Below are 18,681 nucleotides of genomic sequence, written 5' to 3' on the forward strand. Positions count from 1 at the left end.
CCGGCGCCGGGCTCTGGGAGGAGGAGCACATTGGCCACCGTGGTTATGACATCGTTGGATTCGAAGTCGCGCGCGGCTTCGCGCGGCTTGAGCGACATCAAAATTCGCAATCTTTTCATTATTCCGACGATCCTGTTCCTGATCGTCTTCAACATCTTCCCCTTGATCTACTCGCTCGGCTATTCTTTCACCGACTTTCGTGCTTCGACGAACGCGCCGGCCACCTTCGTCGGCCTGCAGAACTACCGGGAACTGTTAAACGACCCCTTCATCTGGGCGAACTTCGCCATTACGGCAAAATACGTGATCGTGTCGGTTACCGGTCAGGTTGTCGTCGGTTTCGGCACGGCGATGCTGCTCAACCGTGAAATTCCGTTCAAGGGTCTCATCACGACACTGCTTCTGCTGCCGATGATGCTGTCGATGGCGGTGGTCGGGCTTTTCTGGAAGCTGCTCTACGATCCTTCCTTCGGCATCATCAACTACGCGCTCGGCCTCGGCTCTTTCGAGTGGCTGGCGAATCCCGAAATGGCACTTTACGCTGTCGCCATTACCGACATCTGGATGTGGTCACCATTCGTGATGCTGCTCTCGCTCGCAGGCCTCTCCGCCGTACCGAGGCACCTTTACGAGGCGGCTGCCATCGACCGAGCGGGACCGTTCTACACGTTCTTCCGTATCACTCTGCCGCTCGTTGCGCCGATACTCATGATCGCGATCATCTTTCGCACGATGGAGGCTTTCAAGACTTTCGATCTCGCCTACATTCTCACGAGCCAACCGACCACAGAGGTGATCTCGATCCGCCTCTACAAGATGGCGTTTCAGGAATGGCAGACCGGGCGGTCCTGCGCACTCGCCTACATAGTGCTGATCATGGTGCTCGCGATCACCAACATTTACGTCAAATACCTCAACAGGGTGAAGGAGCGCTGAGATGGCGGCCGTCCAAACTCGCTCCGAGCGCGCGCTGAACCGGGTAGCGATCGCCGCAGTGCTCGTAATCACGCTGCTGTTCCTCGCACCGATCTATTGGATCACGTCAACGGCATTCAAACCGCGCAACCTCGCAACGACCATCCCCCCGACGGTTATCTTCGAGCCGGAGATCTCGCCTTTCGTCAAGCTCTTCACCAAGCGCTCTCAGTTGCGGTCAGCACCTGAGCCCGAAGACTATGCCGCCGCTCCCTGGTGGGAACGGCTGGTCTTCGACGGGGGTGAAAAGGTCGTGCGTTCCGGACGCGGTCAGGTGCAGTTATCCGGCTATCCCAATCGCTTCATGAATTCGCTCATCGTGGCGATCACCTCTACAGTGCTCGCCGTCGCCATGGGCACCTTCACGGCCTACGGCTTCTCGCGTTTCAAAGTGAAAGGCGAAGCGGACCTGTTGTTCTTCATCTTATCGACACGCATGCTGCCGCCCGTGGTCGTGGCAATCCCTATGTTCCTGATGTACCGGGCTGTCGGGCTGAACGACACTCACTGGGGCCTTATAATCCTCTACACCGCCTTCAATCTATCCTTCTCGGTCTGGCTGATGAAGGGCTTCATCGACGAGATTCCGAAGGAGTATGAGGAAGCGGCGCTCGTAGACGGCTACACGCGCTTGGAAGCCTTCTTCAAGATTGTGTTGCCGGAGGCCGCCACAGGGATCGCCGCGACCGCCGTGTTTTGCTTCATTACAGCGTGGAATGAATATGCTTTCGCGCTGATTATGACGAACCGGCGCGCGCAAACGGCACCGCCCTTCATCCCAAGCCAGGTCGGTTCTGGCCTACCCGATTGGACGGTCATCGCCGCAGGTACCTTCCTGTTCCTGCTACCGGTGGCAATCTTCACCTTCCTGCTCAGGAACCATCTCCTGCGCGGCATGAGCTTCGGAGCGATCCGCAAATGACGTTTCGTGCGATAAACCAGAAGTATCTCGCGCCAGGCGCGCAGCTCCTGATGATATTTGGGATCATCGCGCTGTGCCAGCCATGGAACCTGTTCCTTCATCGCTATGGATTGACGATGACGTTAGTTGGGCTGATTGCCTTCATGATCACGTCGAAGGTTCCGCCGGAACAGAAAGCTGACGAAGGCAGGAACCCATGACGCAGATTGAATTACGCGGGATTGAGAAGCACTTTGGTGCCGTTCAGGTGATCAAGGACCTCAATCTCACCATCGCCGACAACGAGTTCATTGTTCTGCTTGGCCAGTCCGGCTGCGGCAAGACGACCACTCTACGCGCGATCGCCGGGCTCGAAACGATCGATGAAGGCGACATCCTCATAGACAGTCAGCCGGTGCAGCACATAAAGGCGGCGCACCGAGACATCGCCTTTGTATTCCAGTCCTTCTCGCTCTACCCGCACATGACGGTGTTCGAGAATATCGCTTTCCCCCTCCGCGCCACGCGCGGCAACCGTGCGGATATCGAGCGCGAGGTTCAGGCGGTTGCAAAAACGCTCCAGATCACCCACCTCCTCGTCAAAAAGCCCTCCGCTCTTTCCGGCGGCGACATGCAGCGCGTGGCGATTGGTCGGGCACTCGTCCGGCGTCCGAAGGCGATGCTCATGGATGAGCCGATCGGCGCGCTCGACGCGAAGCTCCGCGAAGAGATGCGCGCTGAAATCAAGCGACTTCACATCAAACAGGGCTCGACAACGATCTACGTAACCCATGACCAGGTCGAAGCGATGTCCCTCGCCGACCGCATTGTCGTCATGCACGAAGGTGTGCTGCAGCAAGTCGGCAGCCCTCATGAGGTCTACGCTCGTCCTGCCAACATGTTCGTCGCGCAGTTTGTCGGGAGTCCGGTCATGAACATGTCTGACGTGACGGTTTCCGAGGACGCCGGGCATGCGCGCGTCGTGGTCCGAGGTGCTCCAACTTCCTTCGATTTTCCGTCGAATCTCACGGCCCAGCTCGCTGTCGCTGGGGCTCAAAACGGTAATCTCACCCTCGGCGTACGACCTGAAGGGGTTCTCGTGTCCAGGGAAGCACGTGAGGGCTTCGTGCCCGTCGAGGCCCATATCATCGAACCGCTCGGCTCGCATGACATCATAGACCTGAAGGTTGGCGACCAGATGCTGCGCGCGCGGACAAAAAGTGGTTTCGTACCCCGGCCCGGCGAGGCCGTCTGGGCTCGAATAGATCCGGCTCAGGCGCATTTCTTCGACAGCTCGACTGGCACATCTTTCGGGATCAGGCTCTGATGGCGCATATCGAACTCAAAGGCATCACCAAGACCTTCGGAACCCACACCGCCCTGAGGGATCTCAGTTTTGAAATTGCCGACGGAGAGTTTTTCGTGCTGCTCGGCGAGACGGGCGCCGGCAAGACGACGACCCTCAGGCTGATTGCCGGGCTCGAAAAGCCGACGGGCGGACAGATCTTCATCGACGGTGAGGATGTTGCCGACTGGGGCGCCGCCGAGCGCGACGTAGCGCTTGTGCTGCAGCAGTATTCGCTCTATCCGCGCTATACCGTCCGCGAGAATCTCGAATTCCCGCTGAAATCTCGCATCCGGCGTGTCGAACCGGTCGAGATCAATGAGCGTGTCGCGCGTGTCGCGAGGACGCTCCGCATCGAGCATCTGCTCGACCGCAAGACGGACCGACTTTCGGGGGGCGAGATGCAGCGCGTGTCCATCGGCCGAGCCATCGTGCGCAAGCCGCGCCTCTTTTTGATGGACGAGCCCCTTTCCGCCCTCGACGCCAAACTCCGGGAGGCGCTGCGCACTGAACTCAAGAACCTTCAGATGAATCTCGGCGCGACCTTCCTCTTCGTCACCCACGATCAGATCGAAGCCATGTCAATGGGCGACAAGATCGGCGTACTCAACAACGGCCAGCTTGTTCAGACAGGCACCCCACAGGAGATCTATCGCTATCCAGTCAACACCTTCGTTGCACGTGCGGTCGGATCGCCGCCAATGAACCTGATCTCCGGCAAGCTCGGGGCCAGCGAGGCTATCGCGGACGAAGGCTACCGCCTGCCCTTTGACACCGCGCTCGGCGCTGGGCTTAACGGACGGCCACTCACCTTCGGCATCCGCCCTGAGGATCTCTTTCTCGAAAGCGGCGCACCAGGTGAGGCCCGCGTACACGACGTCGAGAACCATGGCGTCGAGAAGATCGTCACGCTTCGTACAGGTAACCATTTCTTGCAGGCGACGGTGCCAGCTCAGACCGATTTTGAGATCGAGGAGTCTGTTCGCTTCTCCTGGAACCCGGAAAAAGTCGTGCTCTTCGACGGCGGAAGCGGGATGAGCCTGCACCATGCTGGCTGAGGCGTCATTGAGGGCAAAAAAACCGCTTCGGTCCTGGTCGTGACTTTCCGCCCGTTTGCCCGTCATTCACATGGCCACCATGACGTGTCATCAGGAACGGGCGAAGCCCTATCCAGGGAACCGCCGCCTGTAGTGTTCGACGACCTCAGGGTTGCGGAGATTAACGGGCAATCCCCCTTCCATGACCCGGATCGCTTCGGCCGCAGCTCCTTTTCCCATGCGCATCATGCTTTCCTCGGTGATGCCGGCGAGATGAGGCGTCACAATCACATTGTCCTGCCGGAAGTATGGATGCTCGGGCGGCAGGGGCTGTGTAGAGAACACGTCAAGGGCAGCGCCGCCGATACGCCCCCTCTCTAGCGCCTCGATCAAGGCAGCATCGTCCACGACCGGACCGCGCGACACGTTAACGAGGATCGCGCCCGGCTTCATGCGCGCAATTCGCTCGCGGCTTAAAAGCCCGGTCGTCTTGGGCGTGAGCGGGCAACAAAGAACGACGATATCCGCCGTCGACACCAAGTCGTCGACTGAGAGAAACCGGACACCGTCCGGCAGGCTTTCCGGCGAGCGGCTGTTCGCAACGATCTCCAGCTGGAACCCGTACTTCGCGATCCGGAAGACCGCCTTTCCAACATTGCCCATGCCGATGACACCCATGATCCGGCCGGCGAGATCAAGTGCTCGGTCGGAGTGGGCTCGCCCAGTACTCCAACCCATGTTTCTAAGGTCGCGGTCCATAGGACGGAACTGTCGCAGCAACGCAAGCGTCACCATGAATACGTGCTCCGCAACGGTCGGTGCGTTGACCGCCGGCACGTTGGCGATAAGCACACCGGCGGCCGTGGCCGCGTCATAGGGAATCATGTCGAGCCCCGCACCGTGCCGGACTACGGCGCGCAGGGCCGGTACATTTCCGAAGAAGGCGGGCGGTATCGGAGCGCGCACGATGACAATCTCCGCACCCTCCCCTTCACGAAGCAACGTTTCGGGATCCGGGGCGGACGCGACGCGGAGATCACCCGCCGCCTTCAGCATAGCTTCGGCATCGGGGTGCAGGCGGTGGGTCGAGAAAATGAAACTCATCGGCCTCCTCATTGCCGACCGGGGACTACTCCGCGGCTGTCGCAGGCCCTCCGATGAGACCCTTCCAGTAGCTTTCCGCGCCCTGAAGATGCGCGTTCATCAAAGCCTGTGCGAGATTGCCGTCGCGTGCGAGCAGCGCCTCGTAGATACGGATATGTTCTTCATGCGAGCGGCGGCTGCGGGCGATATCAGCGAAGTAGATAGGCAGTCGCTGTTCGCCCATGGTGTAATAGACACTGCAGATTCGGTGGAACACGCTGTTCTTCGTCGCCCGCACGATCTCCAGATGAAAGTCCCTGTCCTCGCGCGCGAGGCCCTCGCCCGCAGCGATCTTCGTCTCGGAAGCGGCGAGAATTTCGCGCAGCCGTTCATAGTTCTCTTCCGTCGCCCGTGCGCAGGCGAGCTCCGCAGCCTTGATTTCGTGGATCTTGCGGAGTTCCACCGTTTCGTAGATCACGATCGGGTCCAGTGGTACGCCAGCGCGCGCGAAGAGTGCTATGGCCTCGACGCTCGCCTCGGTCGTCGTCAGATAGATACCCGACTTCGGCCGGCGCTCCACAATGCGCATGGCTTCCAGGATTGCCAGAGCCTCCCGGATCTGTCCCCGGCTGACGGCGAAGTGCTCGGCGAGCTCCCGCTCCGAGGGTGTTCGGCCATTGCCGCTCGAAGTCGAAAATAGATGGGCCGCCAGATCCGAAAGCAGATTGTTTTCTTTCATAATTAAAGTCTTTGCGCATGAGTCTCCAGGACGCGCTCATTTATCGTAAATCCCAAGCCTGGTTTATCGGGAATCTCTAGCATCCCGTCCTTAACGGCGACAGTCTCCTCGACGAGGTCGTGAATCATCGGGTTCGCGCCGACCGAGTATTCGACGACGAAGCTTGCCGGGGAGGCCGCGCAGATGTGCAGGCCAGAGAAGAAACACGGCGCACCGGCCCACAAATGCGGTGCAAGACGGAGGTTGAAGGCACTGGCGATCGCACCGATGCGCATGGCCTCCGTAATGCCGCCGCAGAACGCCGGATCAGGCTGGAAAATATCGGCTGAGCGCAGCACCGCAAGGTCGCGGAAAGCGAAGCGAGTGGCCTCGCTCTCGCCGGTGGCGATTGGCACGTTTCCAGCGGCGCGCACTTCCGCCATGCCGGCCTTATCGTCTGCGATCACCGGCTCCTCGAACCAGGCAAGATCGCAATCCCGGACGAGCTGGATGAAACGTTTCGCGTCGGCAACCGTGTAGGTGCCATGCGCATCGACCATGATATCCACCGAGGGGCCCAGCGCCTTGCGGGCAGCACGCACGCGGGCGGCCGAGACATACGGCGCGCCGTCCATCGCGCCGACCCTCATCTTGACCGCCTTGAAACCGCCACTGGCAAGGTAGGACTGCAGTTGGCCGCCGATCTTTTCGGCACTCTCCCACCCGCCCGAAGCATAAGCAGGCAGCCGATCCGCCTTACGCCCGCCGAGCAGCTTCCAAACCGGCACGCCCAGCGATTTGCCAAGGATGTCCCACAACGCGATGTCCACAGCACTGATAGCAGCAATCGAGAGGCCCCGGCGTGAGAGCTCCGGCATAGCGTGACCCGACATCGCCGCCCTTTCGTGGCGCACGCCATTGTAGAGCATCTCCCAGACGGCGGAGATATCAGCGGCGTCGCGACCGACGAGCCTCGGCCCTACCTCATAGTTGAGCATGTGCACGAGCGTGCCGTAAGAACCCGCACTGCCCGCAGCATTCTTGCCCTCACCCCACCCCACGATCCCGTCATCTGTTTCTATGCGCAGGATCGCCGCGTCGAAGGTTGTCAGGCGACCGAAATCGCTTTGATGCTGCCGATTGGCTTCGATAGGTATTCGAACCCACCAGGCTTGGACGGTCTTGATACGCATTTCGCCTCCCAACCTCGCAGCACGAAGGCCGCAGGGCATGCTCCGTCCTCACTTGATCAGCGGCAGGATGGTCTCTGCGGTGATCCGCATCTGGTCATCGTAGAATTTCTCGGTCAGTAGGCTCGATCCGTGGTCCTGGATGAATTTGAGCTGCTCCGGCGGGATATCGACCGGATTGCGCTCGACCATATCGGGGTATTTCGCCGCCGGCGTGCGGTCTACCGGAGCCACGAACTCATTGGTGAGCGCGCCGTCGTATCCGATCTCTTTCAACGTGGCGACGATCTTCGGCCAGTCGAGATGACCGAGGCCCGCCGCAAAGCGGTTGTTGTCCGCCACATGGAAATCGAAAAGCCGGTTTCCGGCAAGCCTGATGGCGTCATAGATGTCCTCCTCCTCGATGTTGAGATGAAAAGCATCGAGGCAAACGCCGCAATCGGGATCAACTGCATCGGCTAGCGCGAGCGCTTGGGCAGCACGGTTGAAGAGATAAGTCTCGAACCGGTTCAGCGGTTCAATCGCCAGCCGGACGCCCTTTTCCCGGGCGTGGGCGAAGCACTCCTTCGTCGCATCCACGACCCACTGCCATTCCTCCTCCTCGGTGCCATCCGGAACAACCTTGCCGACGGTCGCAGGTACAAGGGTGACGATCTCGCCTTCGAGCTCACTGACCATCGTTATAACACTCTTGACGTAGTCCACCGACTTTGCTCGCTGGCTCTCATCCTTGGCTGCGAGGTTGCGCTCACCGAGCGTTAGCGTTACCGCTCCCCAGCAGCGAATGCCGTGTTCTTTGAGCAGTGCGCGGGTGTCCTTGATGTCGTACTGGGCCGGCTCGCCTGAAATCTCGATGCTCTCGTAGCCGTACTTCTTGATGCGTTTCAGCGTGACGGCGAGAGGCTCCGCCCGCATCCAGTTGTGCGTCGAAAGGTGCATAAACGTCCTCCCAAACTATCGTAGCTGCCGCGGCACTCGAGGGTGCCGGAGCATCTCCTCCACTCCGACCGAACCTATTCTGGTTTGGCCAATTCTACTTCCCTAAAAGGTCTATCCCAAATTACATGTGCCGGCAAGGCGGCTTACGCAACCTCGCGTTTCTGGGATTTTTCACAAGTGTCCATCCAATCTCGGTGCTTCGGTCCAAAATCATCGCCGTTGCTAACTTGACCAGATCGCCGCATTTGGTATTACCAGATGGCGACCGGGTGGGGAGGCGTTACCGCGGCAGTGAGAAACGGGAGGAAGGAACCATGAAGATCGGTATGTGCATGTTTCTTTGGACGACGAGCGTCAGCCGGAAACATGAAAAGCTACTCCGGGACATCAGGGCGACTGGCTTCGACGGTGTAGAAATACCGATCTTCGAGGGCACTCCGGACGACTACCGCCGCCTCGGCGCATTGCTCGATGGCATAGGTCTGGAGCGCACTGCTGTTTCTGCCATGAGCGACCCATCCATGAACCTGATTTCGCCTGACACTGCGAGCCGCAAGCGCGGCATCGCCTACATGCAATGGGCTATCGATTGCGCGGCCGCCCTCGGCGCTCACGCGCTAAGCGGTCCACTGCATTCTACGCTAGGCCAGTTCTCCGGTACCGGGCCCACCGCCGCGGAACTGAGGCGGTCCATCTCCTCGCAGCGCACGATCGGCGATCATGCCGCCCAGCGCGGTGTCACCGTTGCGCTCGAGGCGCTGAACCGCTTCGAATGTTATCTCGTCAACACAATGGACGACCTTACTGCTCATATTGATGCAATCGGGCATCCGAACATTCGCGCCATGTATGACACCTTTCACAGCAATATCGAGGAAGCCGATCCCGTGGGGGCCTTCACCCGCAATGCGGACCGAATCGTTCATGTCCACATCTCAGAAAACGACCGCGGGGTACCGGGTCATGGCAACATTCCATGGCCGGAGACCTTCAAGGCAATCCGCGCGAGCGGCTATGACGGCTGGCTGACAATCGAGGCCTTCGGCCGCGCATTGAAAGAGCTCGCGGCAGCAACGAAGGTCTGGCGCGATTTCTCCGAGACGCCCGAAGTCGTCTATCGCGATGGATACCGTCACATCCGGGATGGATGGAAGGCAGCGGCATGACGAACCGGCCTTTTGGACGAAATCACAGAACTCCAGTTGAAATAGTCTTTGTCGCGCGCTCACCAACGCTCCCGAACAGTTGAAGTTGGGCGCGGTGGCAGCGCGAGCGTCCCCAGGTTCGTTGGGGCCGGCAGGACTAAGCGTCGCCTTGCCTTACCGATTTCGGATTTGTGGAATTCCTCCTGCTCGTCCAAAGCGTTCAGCATGGAAGTTAAAGCTTAGATCCGCCCGCTTGACTGGTTGGAAACCTACGCAATCACTGTGCGGGTTCTGATTCCGTAGTTTACCGATGGGCTACAGTCGACGTGCCAGTTCTCGAAAGGTCAATTCGGCCTGGCCGGCTGAATCGGGTCAGATTTTCTGCAGCGAGATCGGCTGCTTCACCGCTGTCAGATCAGGGCCACGGACGACGCGATACCGCGCTTCAACGAGGTTATAGATGCCGAAAGCAGCAATACCGGCAGCGACCGCGATGTACAGAATCGAGCCGAACGGCAGTTGTCGAAGCCACTCCAGGGCATCGCTGATGCTCCCAGCCTGTTCCGGGTCGACCCGGAATCCCGCATAGGCAAACAGGATACCGATAATCACGAAGACTGCGCCACGCGCGACGAGGCCGTAAATGCAGATCAACGTAAGGACGCGGTTCCGGTCGGGAATGCGAAGATATCGCTCGAACTTTCGGGTGAGGCCTTTGTAGGCGGTGACGACCCCACCGACGATGAAGCCGATCCCGATCGCGATTGCCAGGTACGAGCCGAATGGCTTCGACATGATCCATTCCGCCAGCCCTTTCTCACCCGATTCCTGGTCTCCTCCCGCGAAAAATAATGCATGTCCAAGGGCGTAGCCGGCAAGCCCAAGGTAGATTGCGGCGCTGCCGAACAGTGCACTGCGCACAGTGAGCCCCTTGCGATCGGATCCGTGGCCATGACTATCTGCAAGGGATTGGGCCAATCTCCAGGCGACGAACCCGAGCAGGCCGACCCCGATCAATCCGACCCAGACCCGGCCGAAGGGCTGTCCAAGCAGCGTCAAGAGCGCTGATTTCATTTCCGGTTGACCGCCTTTCACTCCGGAGAAAAGAGCGAGTCCGGCAACGAGAAGGAACACGACACCACGGGCGGTGTAGCCGGCTTTCGCAAGTAGGTCGAAACGAAATCTTGAGATCATCGTGCTCCCCGCGCTCCAATTTTCTTCGTCTACTAACGCACGAGCTGCCGGAAGGTTGTCGCGGTCCGATCCAAGCCTTCGGTCGGCCACAGGCAAGTACCCATGGCAAGATCGAATGCCCGGACATTGCCGGAACAGCCGCTTGTCATGGGAATTCGGGTGTTGCCGTTCTTCACTCCCCGCGTTGTTCCTTGCCATTAATCGCTGAGACATGCCATCAAGACACAGGCGCAAGCCCATGAAAACCTTTGCAGCGCAAGCAGACATTGCAAGGTGCGCAGCGGAGGTAGGCTCCGGGCGTGTTTTCGCCAGGCAAGTCCAGACACTTCTGGAGAACTCATGTTTGACCATCTCAAGTTCGGCGTCAGCGACTACGCAGCGAGCAAAGCGTTCTTCCTCAAGGCACTCGAACCGATCGGCTTAGCCGTAGTCTCTGAGGGTCTGCCGACGTACGGTGTCGAGCTTAGCCCAAAGGGCAAGGCTTCGTTGCGCCTGTACCAAACCGAGGAGAAGCCAGCGCATCTTCACTTGGCGTTCACGGCCGACAATCGCCAGCAAGTCGAAGCCTTCTACCGCGCGGCTCTCGCGGCGGGTGGCAAAGACAATGGTGCTCCTGGCCTGCGCCCCCACTACCACGCGAACTACTATGCGGCATTCGTCATTGGTCCTGACGGGCACAACATCGAAGTGGTTTGCCACGAACCCGAGGCCTGATCCCGCCATCGAGGGACATCCACAAGGGGGCTTCGCCTACCCGCGCCGCCCCTCATGTCGAACATTGAGCATCGGTTTCCGGCGGCCCCCGCTACGCTGGATGAACGCCCGGTCTTGGTTGGATCCTCGGTCAAAGTCTTGAATCAGGCCCCGAGTAAAAGCTCCTGAAAGGTCCGAACCGCAGGCCCGTTCATTGCGCAATCCTTGCTTTGACAGGCATCAATGCACCTCAGTGACGCATCTAGGGCAAGCTTTGGCGCGCTTGGGGGACACGGCCTCCCACCAATGTTCGTGGCCGCCGCTCGACATGCGCCGTCTAGTGATGGCCCAATAACGACAGCGAGACGTTGACATCAGGCGTCCAAGGCCGGGGCCGGAGCCCGCTCTTGGGGACGGGCTTATCCCGTACCCACTTGCATTCACTGGGAAGGAGGCTTCCTCAAAGCCAGAAGACTGACTGAAGGCGGCGCGCCGAAAGTCCGGCGGAAATCATTGGTGAAATGCGCTTGATCCGAGAAGCCCGCGGTGTGGGCGGCCGTCGTAAAGTTGCTGCCGTTCACGATCTCACTTATGGCCACACGCATCCGGTTCCAAGCGCGGTAGCGACGGAAAGGCACGCCCACCTCTCGGGTGAATATGCGTTGAAACTGCGACGAGGAAAGGCCTAGGCTCTTTGCGAGGGGCGATACTGAGGTGAGTTCGCCCGGGTGTGTTCGCAGGTAATCAATAGCCGCCGCTATTCGCGTGTCTCTGTTTTTAGCGGCCCGTCGTGCGGAAAAGCGGAGCAAGTCCTCCAGAGCCAAACCGGCCCATCTGGCGGCGGCACTATCCTCCCACAGCTCGCGCATGACGGAAACCTCGCCACTGCGCCCCATAACAACGCCGTCCACTTCCCAAATATTTCCGGACAGCGATACAAGTACTTCGATGCCGCCATGCTTTGGTTCGACGTAAAATACGGCCAGCGGGTAGCCGCAGAGATCAAGCTCGTGAAATACACCAGCGGGAATGACCGCCGTACGGCACGAATGCCAATTTCCCCCATGGATTCGCAGCCGGAATTCGCTGTAGATCCCTGCCAGGAAAACGGGAGCGCCATGCTGGTGGAGCCTGTTATACTCGAGAGGTCCTACAAGAACGTATGCACTTCATCCACGTGCCAAAAGGGCCGGAGCATGCCGTCCGGAGCAGCACGTTCATACAAGCCATCCGGTGCCGACATGGCTAACCTCCCAGTACTTGCGACCACCTAGCCTCATCTCGATCGCGGGACTGCAGTGTAGGTGAACCTCGCAGAAATGGAATGACCTGTGCTGGAGCGTTCTGCCGTCAGATCGGCTGCGGCGAACGCGCCTCACTGCTTCGAGCGCAGTGGAGCTGCTCTAGCAGAGACCAGTACCCACGTGGAGGATACCGCATGATGCTTCTACCCCACTTATCTCGACGACAAGTCCTGGCCTCGGCCGCTTCGTTGGTAGCAGCTCCGGCGATGGCCGGCCTGTTCGGGTCGGCGGCACAAGGTGCCGGAATGCCGCTCGGTCCGTCAATGCCAACGCACTATCGTTTCAAGCTCGGAAGATTTGAAGTGACCAATATCCTCGATGCCGGCCCCGTGCTCGATGGACCGTGGCCCATCGTCGGGCAAGATCGCCCGCAGGCCGAGGTCGAAGAGTTGATGCGGCAAAGCCTGCTTCCCGAAAGGAAATTTCGGCCGGGCTTTACCCCCACAATCGTGAACACGGGCAAAGAGCTCGTGCTCTTCGATACCGGTAACGGCGAAAACGGCTTCGTCCCGAGGCCCAATGGCGGCTGGCTCGCAAACCTGTTGGGCCCGGCCGGCTTTGCACCGGAGCAGATCGACGTCGTGGTTTTGACCCATGCCCATGCTGATCATATAGGCGGCCTCATCGAGGGTGGAAGACCACTATTCCCCAACGCTCGATATGCAATCGGTGATGTGGAGTTCAATTTCTGGTCGTCCGAGGACCGTCTCGCGGCTCCTCGCAGTGACAACGAGTATGTGTCGGCAAAGCTCTTCGCCAGAAATGTCGTTCCCTTGGCCGAACGTACAAGCTTCATCAAACCGGGTGGTGATGTGGTTCCCGGCATTCGTGCGGTCGAGGCCTATGGGCATACACCTGGCCACCTCGCGTTTCACATCGAAAGCGAGGGCAAACAACTGCTCGTCTGGGGCGATTGCGCCCATCACGAGGTAGCATCGCTTGCGTATCCCGAGTGGCACGCCTTTTTCGACATGGATAAGGCCAAAGGCGCGGAGACCCGGCAGCACATCTATGACATGGTTGCAACCGATCGGCTTCCCGTCGCCGGATACCATACGTCATTTCCCTCGCTCGGGTTTGTTGAGCGGAAGGATAGAGGCTATCGTTGGCTGCCGATTTCCTATCAGTTCAGTTTATAGGCCCCGTTGCAACCGTAGAGCGTGACCTGATTGTCTCGCATCAATTCCTAAGGGCCGGGGAGCCAACACCCCATTCCTTGCAGTGAGGGTTACGATTGGCGGCGTATTGGTCGTCCAAGGGCGCCGACGTTGCCTCGGCGGCTCTTGCATCGCGCCGTCAGTTACCGATTCTTCTGGAATCGAGCAGCGTTCTCATAATTTTTCCTAGTAGAACTGGCAGTCACGCGCGCGGCGACCAGCTTGAATGCCTTCACACCGAGCAAGGCCACTTGGCTGACGGGGCAGCTGCAGGCTAAGGGGCGCTTTCCGTCAAAGTCGGTCACTCATTCTACCGCTTGCGCGCATTTCTGCGGCGACGGCACTTTCGACCGCGCTCGGTCGAGGCCGGCACCTTCGCGCGAAGTGTCGTGTCGAGCTAAACCTGTCGCGATCTCACCGGCCTTAGAGCCGGGTCGATTTCGTTCGGTGTGCGCCAGGGATACCCTCCCAAACCCTCATCCGCGTGCCGCAAAGGCTGCGAGAGGAGGCGGGCCGTCCCGCTGACAAAGATAGACGCGGGCTTTCAGCTTAGGCTTCCGTAGGAGACAGAATCGCCTCTAGCCCTTCAAGCGGCTGGCCGCTTTGTCGGCAGCGTCGCGGTCGCTGCCGTGCTGTTTGATGATGCGGCGTGCATCCGCAGCAGCGATGCCGTGCTTCCTCGCAAAGTAGTCGACCTCGTACTTCTGGGTGCCCGATACCAGTCGGCGGTCAGCTGCCGTCTTAGTCTTGTCGTCTGCCATCCAAGGCCCTCCTTCCGTTGACTGACGAACAACGCAGGCGGGAATCGCAAGTTCCCCGCACGACCATCGCGCTTCAACCCATGGGGCACACTCGAGCGCAGGCGGGAAAGGGAGCTGGCGCTGTGACATTTGAAAGCGTGCAAACAGGAGGAGTGGAATGTAGGTGCCGCGATCGGCTTCGGCGGGGCAGACTTTGCCGAAAAGCAGCTCGGAATGTGAGTCGAGCTTTCGGCTGCGCGGTTCTGCTTGCTCTCCGTGCTCGGCACTGGTCGGCCTCGTTTTGGCCTTTACTCGGCAATCCGCGCATCGCACAAGTCGCCGTTGGCAGCCCTGCGCTATGGACAAGCATTGATCGGCAATCCGCACTCCGGCACTCACAAAGGACGGCTTTGGGTGGCATTGCTATGTGGTGCCCTTGGCGAAGTCAGTGGAGACAATGTGGCGCTGGAAGAGCACGAAAAGGATAACGACTGGCACGATCGAAATGAACGCACCTGCCAAAACGAGTCCCCAATCACCCTGCACCCCCCCGAACGAACGACGTAGGCTGAGAAGCCCGACTTGGATCGTCAGCGCTTCAGGTGGGCTGGTGATGAGGACGAGGGGCCAAAAGAAGTCGTTCCAGGCGCCTTGAAACGCGAGAATCGCGTTGACCAACAAGGCCGGTTTGGCGTTTGGCAGAACGATCTTCCAGAACACTTGAAAACGGTTTGCGCCGTCGACGATTGCAGCTTCCTCTATCTCTCTTGGAAACCCCTCGAAAAACTGTTTCATCAAGAGGACGTTGGCTGAGGCGACAAAAACGACGATTACGCTCCAGGGTGTGTTCAGAAGCGACAGATCCCTGAAAATCAGATAGTTTGACACGAAGGTCACTTGCGCCGGAATCGTCATGGAGAAGAGTGCTGCAGCGAACAGTAAGCGGCTGCCTCTGAACTTGAGCCGCGCGAGCGCATACCCCGCAAGGCTAGCGACGACGAGCGTCAGGACCAGGCGCCCAGTGGCGATCGCAAGACTATTGCCAAGCCAGCTTCCAATCAGGCTCTTCCCAGTCTGCAGGTCAGCCGTCTCGCTTATCACCCTCCGGTAGTTGTTGAAGATCAACCCGAGAGCGCCTGGTGTGATGTTATCCCAGCTCAGCAAACGTCCGCGACGCTCGGATCGCGATGGCGAAATCGGACTGTCGATAAGCGTTTGAGAGGTCGGAGCGGTAAGATTGACGGGCGTACGTTCGATCCAGGGGCCATTATGGCGGTCGGAGCGGTAGGTGATCTCATAGACGAATGTCCGCGCCTGCCAACCCTGCCGAATTCCCCTCTTGTCACGAGCCTGCTTTGTTGCCGAACTGGAGCTTCTCAATGCAATTGACGCATAATCCGCCGCATAATGCCGCATGAGCGCAGCGGCGATGCCCGAACCCGGGCGGCGGCGGGGAATCTCGGCTCTGGGTTCAACAATCCTAGCATCGGCGGGTGCCGCGTACGTCACACTGAAGTGAACGTTGGCGCCAGGAGCAAGCCCTCCCCACAAAGCGTCACCCGCACCTTCCCGTCCCAAGCGAGCGGCGGCGACCCATGCGGCCGGATTGAGCTGATCGAAATAGATGCGGAACGGTCTCTCGAGTGGGTCGACCTTCAAGCTCGCTATAAAGGCGAGAACGAATGTCCCCGCCATGATGGTCGCAACGGCGAGAAAGGCCAGATATACCCAGGCGCTCGCTGCAAGCTGCCGCCGACGAAGCGCGCCAGCCGGCAAACGGCGGCGCGAGGGCGAGACTTCCGCAGCCGGCATGCTCGCCATCATTCGCCCTTTTCGTTCACGCCGACCGATTTTTGCACGTAGACGGCTGCGATTGTAAGAATGCCAAGGACCAGGGCCGCAGCACTTGCCATACCGATTCTCGAAGAGGCGCCTGCCGGAAAGGCGTTCTCATAAACGTAGTAGGCAAGCGTTACCCGACTTGCGAGGGGAGCCGCATCTCCTAGAATTGCGACCTGGTCGAACATTTGTAGGGTACCAATGACGCCCATCGTCACGACGGCAAAGGTCACCGGCCTGAGCGCCGGCACGGTTATGTGGCGAAATCGCTGGAAAGCGTTGGCTCCGTCGACCTCGGCCGCGTCGTATAAGCTGCTCGGGATCGACTGCAGGCCTGCCAGGAACAACAGCATCAGCGTCGGGACCGTCGTAAAAACGTTCATTAACGCCACGGACCACAGCGTGACCGGCATGAAAAGGAAATGGCGCTGCGTATTTAGCCAGGAAATAAGGAGATTATTGTCGAAAACAGACAGCAATCCCGCGAGGGCACAGGAAGCAGCAAGCGCCAGCGCGCCGACGGCGGCGACGAACAGGAAGAACGGATCGAAGATCGAAATGCCTTCGTAGCTGCGTCGTGCGTTGAGAACGAGCGCGCCCTGCAGAGCAGCCATGCCCACGAGGAACAAAAGGATGTGCTGGCGATAAGCAAGCACGACGCTGACGATCGCGGTCATGAAGCCATTTCTCTGGAAGAGCCACAGGAAGATAAGCGTCATGGCCGCACTGGACATGATCGATGGCAGGTAAAACACCGTCCGAATGAGTCCCCTCGCCCGGACGGCATGGTTCACGAGAACTGCCAGACCAAGTGCGAGCACAGTCTGGGTCGTTGTGACGATGAGCGAGAAGCCGATAGTGTTGCGCAAGGCGAGGAGGAAAAGTTCGTCGGAGACCAATGCAGTGTAATTGGACATCCCGACAAAGCTTGGAGCCTTGAACAAGTCGAAATCGGTAAAGCTGTAGTAAGCTGTCCGAACAATCGCGTAGGCAAAAAACAGCATCATCGAGATCGTAAAAGGCAGTACGAAGAGCCAGCCGCTCCTCTCTTCTGACCTTGCTCGTGACATGCATGCTCCTCCCGCGGGCGCCTGCTTCGTGCGTTCTGTAACCGTTGCTAGCCCGAGAGAAACTTACTTGGCGAGCATCCGGTCAAAGGCGCTTTGTGCCGATGGCAAAGCTGTGTTCGCATCCTCCTCCCCGAGGATGACAGAATTGAGCGCAGCATTGATCGGCTGCATCCAACTCCCTCCGACGTCTCCAAAGAAATACGGCATAACGTGATCGTCCGAGAGGCCTTCAAGGACCACTCGGCTTGCGATCTGTTCAGGCTGGCCGCCGCGCAGCCACGGGTTGTCATTCAGACTAGTCCGGCTCGGGAGGGCCAGCCCCTGCTCCAAAACCCATTGCTGGGCCTCCTCGGTAGTTAGGAGCTCGGCGACTTTTGCAGCAGCCTTACTGACCTTCGAGGCCGCGTTGACGGTCCAGCCGACGGAGAAGACGATATTGCCTCGTTTGCTGCTTTCTGGGTCTTTCGGCATCCGGACAGTGCCGAGATTCATGTTTGGAGCACTATCGCGCAACGCGCTGAGGATCCAAGCACCCTCTATCGCTACGGCAGCCCGCTCCGACGCCAAGCAACCGCCAGTCCAGCTGTGCCCCGCGTCGGCGGCCATAACGGCGGCCCCGGACTTCACGAGGCCGGTATAGAAATCGAATGCCCGACGAAAGCGCTTATCCAGTACGGTTTTTCCCCGAGCATCAAAGGGCGACCAGCCTGTCGACAACGCAAAGGCGCCGAACCGGGCATATTCCGGCACAACACAGAGACCATCGACCTCCGGAAGCGACTTGTTCACGGCCACCAATTTCTCTTGCAGCGTCGTCCACGTGTCGTCGTCGCTCGGATAGCCGACGCCCGCGTCATCGAAGATGTCCTTGTTGAAATGTATGGCCAGCGTATTGAAGTCTTTGGGGATTGAGTAAAGCTTCTCATCGTAGGTGAAGGCGGTCAGCAGATTGGCTGCAAAACCAGAAACGTCGTTTGTTACCGGTGCGGCTTGACCGGCGCTGAATACCGACCGCGCCCAAAAGGTGTCGACGTAAAAAAGGTCTGGAGCGGTGCCCGCCGACAGGCCGTTGATGATGAATTGCGAATAGTCGCCATCAACAGGCTCGTACTTTACCCTGATCCCCTCTTCCGCGAGCTTTTCGGCAAGAACGTTCGTTAATAGCCCGTTGACAATGGCGACCTCGGACCCACCCCAGCCGGATATCCGCACAATCTCCTCAGCAGAGGCCGGCAACCCTAAGAGCATGGTCGCTGCAACGAGAGCTCCAGGACGGAACAGCATGTCGGTCCTCCCTCCGATCAAAAGCCACGTCGCGCGGGTACGGGCAAAAGCGTCCCGCTTTTCAGGA

At 59.3% G+C, this 18,681-nt stretch carries 17 protein-coding genes and 1 pseudogene; 8 read left to right on the forward strand and 10 right to left on the reverse strand.

All coding sequences use genetic code 11. The annotated features are described in order from the left end of the window. Positions 1 to 30: 30 nt before the first annotated feature. Genes PZL22_RS24605 through PZL22_RS24625 form a run of 5 tightly spaced genes read left to right on the forward strand, consistent with a single transcriptional unit; the run spans position 31 to position 4,279 of the window. Positions 31 to 936: a carbohydrate ABC transporter permease gene (locus PZL22_RS24605; protein WP_003526755.1), complete on the forward strand. Its 906-nt coding sequence runs from the start codon at positions 31 to 33 to the stop codon at positions 934 to 936. 1 nt (position 937) lies between these two features. Next, positions 938 to 1,897: a carbohydrate ABC transporter permease gene (locus tag PZL22_RS24610; protein ID WP_010967708.1), complete on the forward strand. Its 960-nt coding sequence runs from the start codon at positions 938 to 940 to the stop codon at positions 1,895 to 1,897. Then, positions 1,894 to 2,097, forward strand: a complete 204-nt coding sequence (locus PZL22_RS24615) for a hypothetical protein (protein ID WP_003526763.1) — start codon at positions 1,894 to 1,896, stop codon at positions 2,095 to 2,097. Before PZL22_RS24610 ends, PZL22_RS24615 begins: the two co-directional genes overlap by 4 nt. After that, a complete protein-coding gene (locus PZL22_RS24620; protein ID WP_010967709.1) occupies positions 2,094 to 3,203 on the forward strand; it encodes an ABC transporter ATP-binding protein in 1,110 nt (369 codons plus the stop codon). Before PZL22_RS24615 ends, PZL22_RS24620 begins: the two co-directional genes overlap by 4 nt. After that, positions 3,203 to 4,279 carry an ABC transporter ATP-binding protein gene (locus PZL22_RS24625; RefSeq protein ID WP_088198231.1) on the forward strand — a complete coding sequence of 359 codons (1,077 nt, stop codon included), beginning with the start codon at positions 3,203 to 3,205 and terminating at the stop codon, positions 4,277 to 4,279. The genes PZL22_RS24620 and PZL22_RS24625 overlap by 1 nt, the downstream gene beginning before the upstream one ends. Before the next feature lie 108 nt (positions 4,280 to 4,387). Here the strand turns inward: PZL22_RS24625 and PZL22_RS24630 are convergent, their stop codons facing one another. From PZL22_RS24630 to PZL22_RS24645, 4 genes are read right to left on the reverse strand one after another with little or no spacing between them, the layout of a single operon-like run. Then, on the reverse strand, positions 4,388 to 5,362 hold the full coding sequence (locus tag PZL22_RS24630; RefSeq protein ID WP_088198232.1) for a 2-hydroxyacid dehydrogenase: 975 nt from the start codon (positions 5,360 to 5,362) through the stop codon (positions 4,388 to 4,390). Between the two features lie 25 nt (positions 5,363 to 5,387). After that, positions 5,388 to 6,080 carry a FadR/GntR family transcriptional regulator gene (locus PZL22_RS24635; protein ID WP_010967712.1) on the reverse strand — a complete coding sequence of 231 codons (693 nt, stop codon included), beginning with the start codon at positions 6,078 to 6,080 and terminating at the stop codon, positions 5,388 to 5,390. 2 nt (positions 6,081 to 6,082) lie between these two features. Next, on the reverse strand, positions 6,083 to 7,252 hold the full coding sequence (locus PZL22_RS24640) for a mandelate racemase/muconate lactonizing enzyme family protein (RefSeq protein ID WP_027990143.1): 1,170 nt from the start codon (positions 7,250 to 7,252) through the stop codon (positions 6,083 to 6,085). A 48-nt stretch (positions 7,253 to 7,300) separates the two neighbouring features. Then, positions 7,301 to 8,188, reverse strand: a complete 888-nt coding sequence (locus PZL22_RS24645) for a sugar phosphate isomerase/epimerase family protein (RefSeq protein WP_010967714.1) — start codon at positions 8,186 to 8,188, stop codon at positions 7,301 to 7,303. A 314-nt stretch (positions 8,189 to 8,502) separates the two neighbouring features. Between PZL22_RS24645 and PZL22_RS24650 the strand changes: the two genes are divergently transcribed. Continuing rightward, positions 8,503 to 9,354: a sugar phosphate isomerase/epimerase family protein gene (locus PZL22_RS24650; protein WP_284718807.1), complete on the forward strand. Its 852-nt coding sequence runs from the start codon at positions 8,503 to 8,505 to the stop codon at positions 9,352 to 9,354. A 351-nt stretch (positions 9,355 to 9,705) separates the two neighbouring features. On the opposite strand, the gene PZL22_RS24655 is transcribed toward PZL22_RS24650, so the two are convergent. Further along, positions 9,706 to 10,527 carry a DUF1206 domain-containing protein gene (locus PZL22_RS24655; RefSeq protein ID WP_284718808.1) on the reverse strand — a complete coding sequence of 274 codons (822 nt, stop codon included), beginning with the start codon at positions 10,525 to 10,527 and terminating at the stop codon, positions 9,706 to 9,708. A gap of 339 nt (positions 10,528 to 10,866) precedes the next feature. Between PZL22_RS24655 and PZL22_RS24660 the strand changes: the two genes are divergently transcribed. Beyond that, on the forward strand, positions 10,867 to 11,241 hold the full coding sequence (locus PZL22_RS24660) for a VOC family protein (RefSeq protein ID WP_088198234.1): 375 nt from the start codon (positions 10,867 to 10,869) through the stop codon (positions 11,239 to 11,241). A 419-nt stretch (positions 11,242 to 11,660) separates the two neighbouring features. On the opposite strand, the pseudogene PZL22_RS24665 reads toward PZL22_RS24660, so the two are convergent. Further along, positions 11,661 to 12,463: pseudogene (locus PZL22_RS24665) on the reverse strand (helix-turn-helix domain-containing protein). A 195-nt stretch (positions 12,464 to 12,658) separates the two neighbouring features. On the opposite strand from PZL22_RS24665, the gene PZL22_RS24670 reads away from it, so the two are divergent. Further along, complete coding sequence (locus tag PZL22_RS24670; RefSeq protein ID WP_234842955.1) at positions 12,659 to 13,663, forward strand: MBL fold metallo-hydrolase; 1,005 nt, start codon at positions 12,659 to 12,661, stop codon at positions 13,661 to 13,663. 596 nt (positions 13,664 to 14,259) lie between these two features. Here the strand turns inward: PZL22_RS24670 and PZL22_RS24675 are convergent. The 4 genes from PZL22_RS24675 to PZL22_RS24690 all read right to left on the reverse strand — a co-directional run bounded on the left by PZL22_RS24675 (position 14,260) and on the right by PZL22_RS24690 (position 18,614). Beyond that, a complete protein-coding gene (locus PZL22_RS24675; RefSeq protein ID WP_003526775.1) occupies positions 14,260 to 14,442 on the reverse strand; it encodes a DUF3606 domain-containing protein in 183 nt (60 codons plus the stop codon). A gap of 402 nt (positions 14,443 to 14,844) precedes the next feature. Beyond that, positions 14,845 to 16,245, reverse strand: a complete 1,401-nt coding sequence (locus PZL22_RS24680; RefSeq protein ID WP_017264143.1) for a carbohydrate ABC transporter permease — start codon at positions 16,243 to 16,245, stop codon at positions 14,845 to 14,847. After that, positions 16,242 to 17,330 (reverse strand): carbohydrate ABC transporter permease, encoded by a 1,089-nt coding sequence (locus PZL22_RS24685; RefSeq protein WP_088198236.1) that lies wholly within the window; start codon positions 17,328 to 17,330, stop codon positions 16,242 to 16,244. Before PZL22_RS24685 ends, PZL22_RS24680 begins: the two co-directional genes overlap by 4 nt. Before the next feature lie 63 nt (positions 17,331 to 17,393). Beyond that, the gene (locus tag PZL22_RS24690; RefSeq protein ID WP_088198237.1) at positions 17,394 to 18,614 is read right to left on the reverse strand and encodes an extracellular solute-binding protein; all 1,221 of its coding nucleotides are present in this window, start codon (positions 18,612 to 18,614) and stop codon (positions 17,394 to 17,396) included. Between the last annotated feature and the right edge of the window lie 67 nt (positions 18,615 to 18,681).

Source organism: Ensifer meliloti (assembly GCF_030064585.1).
GTDB lineage: Bacteria > Pseudomonadota > Alphaproteobacteria > Rhizobiales > Rhizobiaceae > Sinorhizobium > Sinorhizobium meliloti.

Coding starts and splice junctions, on each gene's coding strand:
- PZL22_RS24630 (WP_088198232.1), bottom strand. CDS start 5,362: ATGAGTTTCATTTTCTCGACCCACCGCCTGCACCCCGATGCCGAAGCT.
- PZL22_RS24640 (WP_027990143.1), bottom strand. CDS start 7,252: ATGCGTATCAAGACCGTCCAAGCCTGGTGGGTTCGAATACCTATCGAA.
- PZL22_RS24655 (WP_284718808.1), bottom strand. CDS start 10,527: ATGATCTCAAGATTTCGTTTCGACCTACTTGCGAAAGCCGGCTACACC.
- PZL22_RS24650 (WP_284718807.1), top strand. CDS start 8,503: ATGAAGATCGGTATGTGCATGTTTCTTTGGACGACGAGCGTCAGCCGG.
- PZL22_RS24615 (WP_003526763.1), top strand. CDS start 1,894: ATGACGTTTCGTGCGATAAACCAGAAGTATCTCGCGCCAGGCGCGCAG.
- PZL22_RS24670 (WP_234842955.1), top strand. CDS start 12,659: ATGATGCTTCTACCCCACTTATCTCGACGACAAGTCCTGGCCTCGGCC.
- PZL22_RS24635 (WP_010967712.1), bottom strand. CDS start 6,080: ATGAAAGAAAACAATCTGCTTTCGGATCTGGCGGCCCATCTATTTTCG.
- PZL22_RS24625 (WP_088198231.1), top strand. CDS start 3,203: ATGGCGCATATCGAACTCAAAGGCATCACCAAGACCTTCGGAACCCAC.
- PZL22_RS24645 (WP_010967714.1), bottom strand. CDS start 8,188: ATGCACCTTTCGACGCACAACTGGATGCGGGCGGAGCCTCTCGCCGTC.
- PZL22_RS24675 (WP_003526775.1), bottom strand. CDS start 14,442: ATGGCAGACGACAAGACTAAGACGGCAGCTGACCGCCGACTGGTATCG.
- PZL22_RS24660 (WP_088198234.1), top strand. CDS start 10,867: ATGTTTGACCATCTCAAGTTCGGCGTCAGCGACTACGCAGCGAGCAAA.
- PZL22_RS24690 (WP_088198237.1), bottom strand. CDS start 18,614: ATGCTGTTCCGTCCTGGAGCTCTCGTTGCAGCGACCATGCTCTTAGGG.
- PZL22_RS24685 (WP_088198236.1), bottom strand. CDS start 17,330: ATGTCACGAGCAAGGTCAGAAGAGAGGAGCGGCTGGCTCTTCGTACTG.
- PZL22_RS24680 (WP_017264143.1), bottom strand. CDS start 16,245: ATGATGGCGAGCATGCCGGCTGCGGAAGTCTCGCCCTCGCGCCGCCGT.
- PZL22_RS24620 (WP_010967709.1), top strand. CDS start 2,094: ATGACGCAGATTGAATTACGCGGGATTGAGAAGCACTTTGGTGCCGTT.
- PZL22_RS24610 (WP_010967708.1), top strand. CDS start 938: ATGGCGGCCGTCCAAACTCGCTCCGAGCGCGCGCTGAACCGGGTAGCG.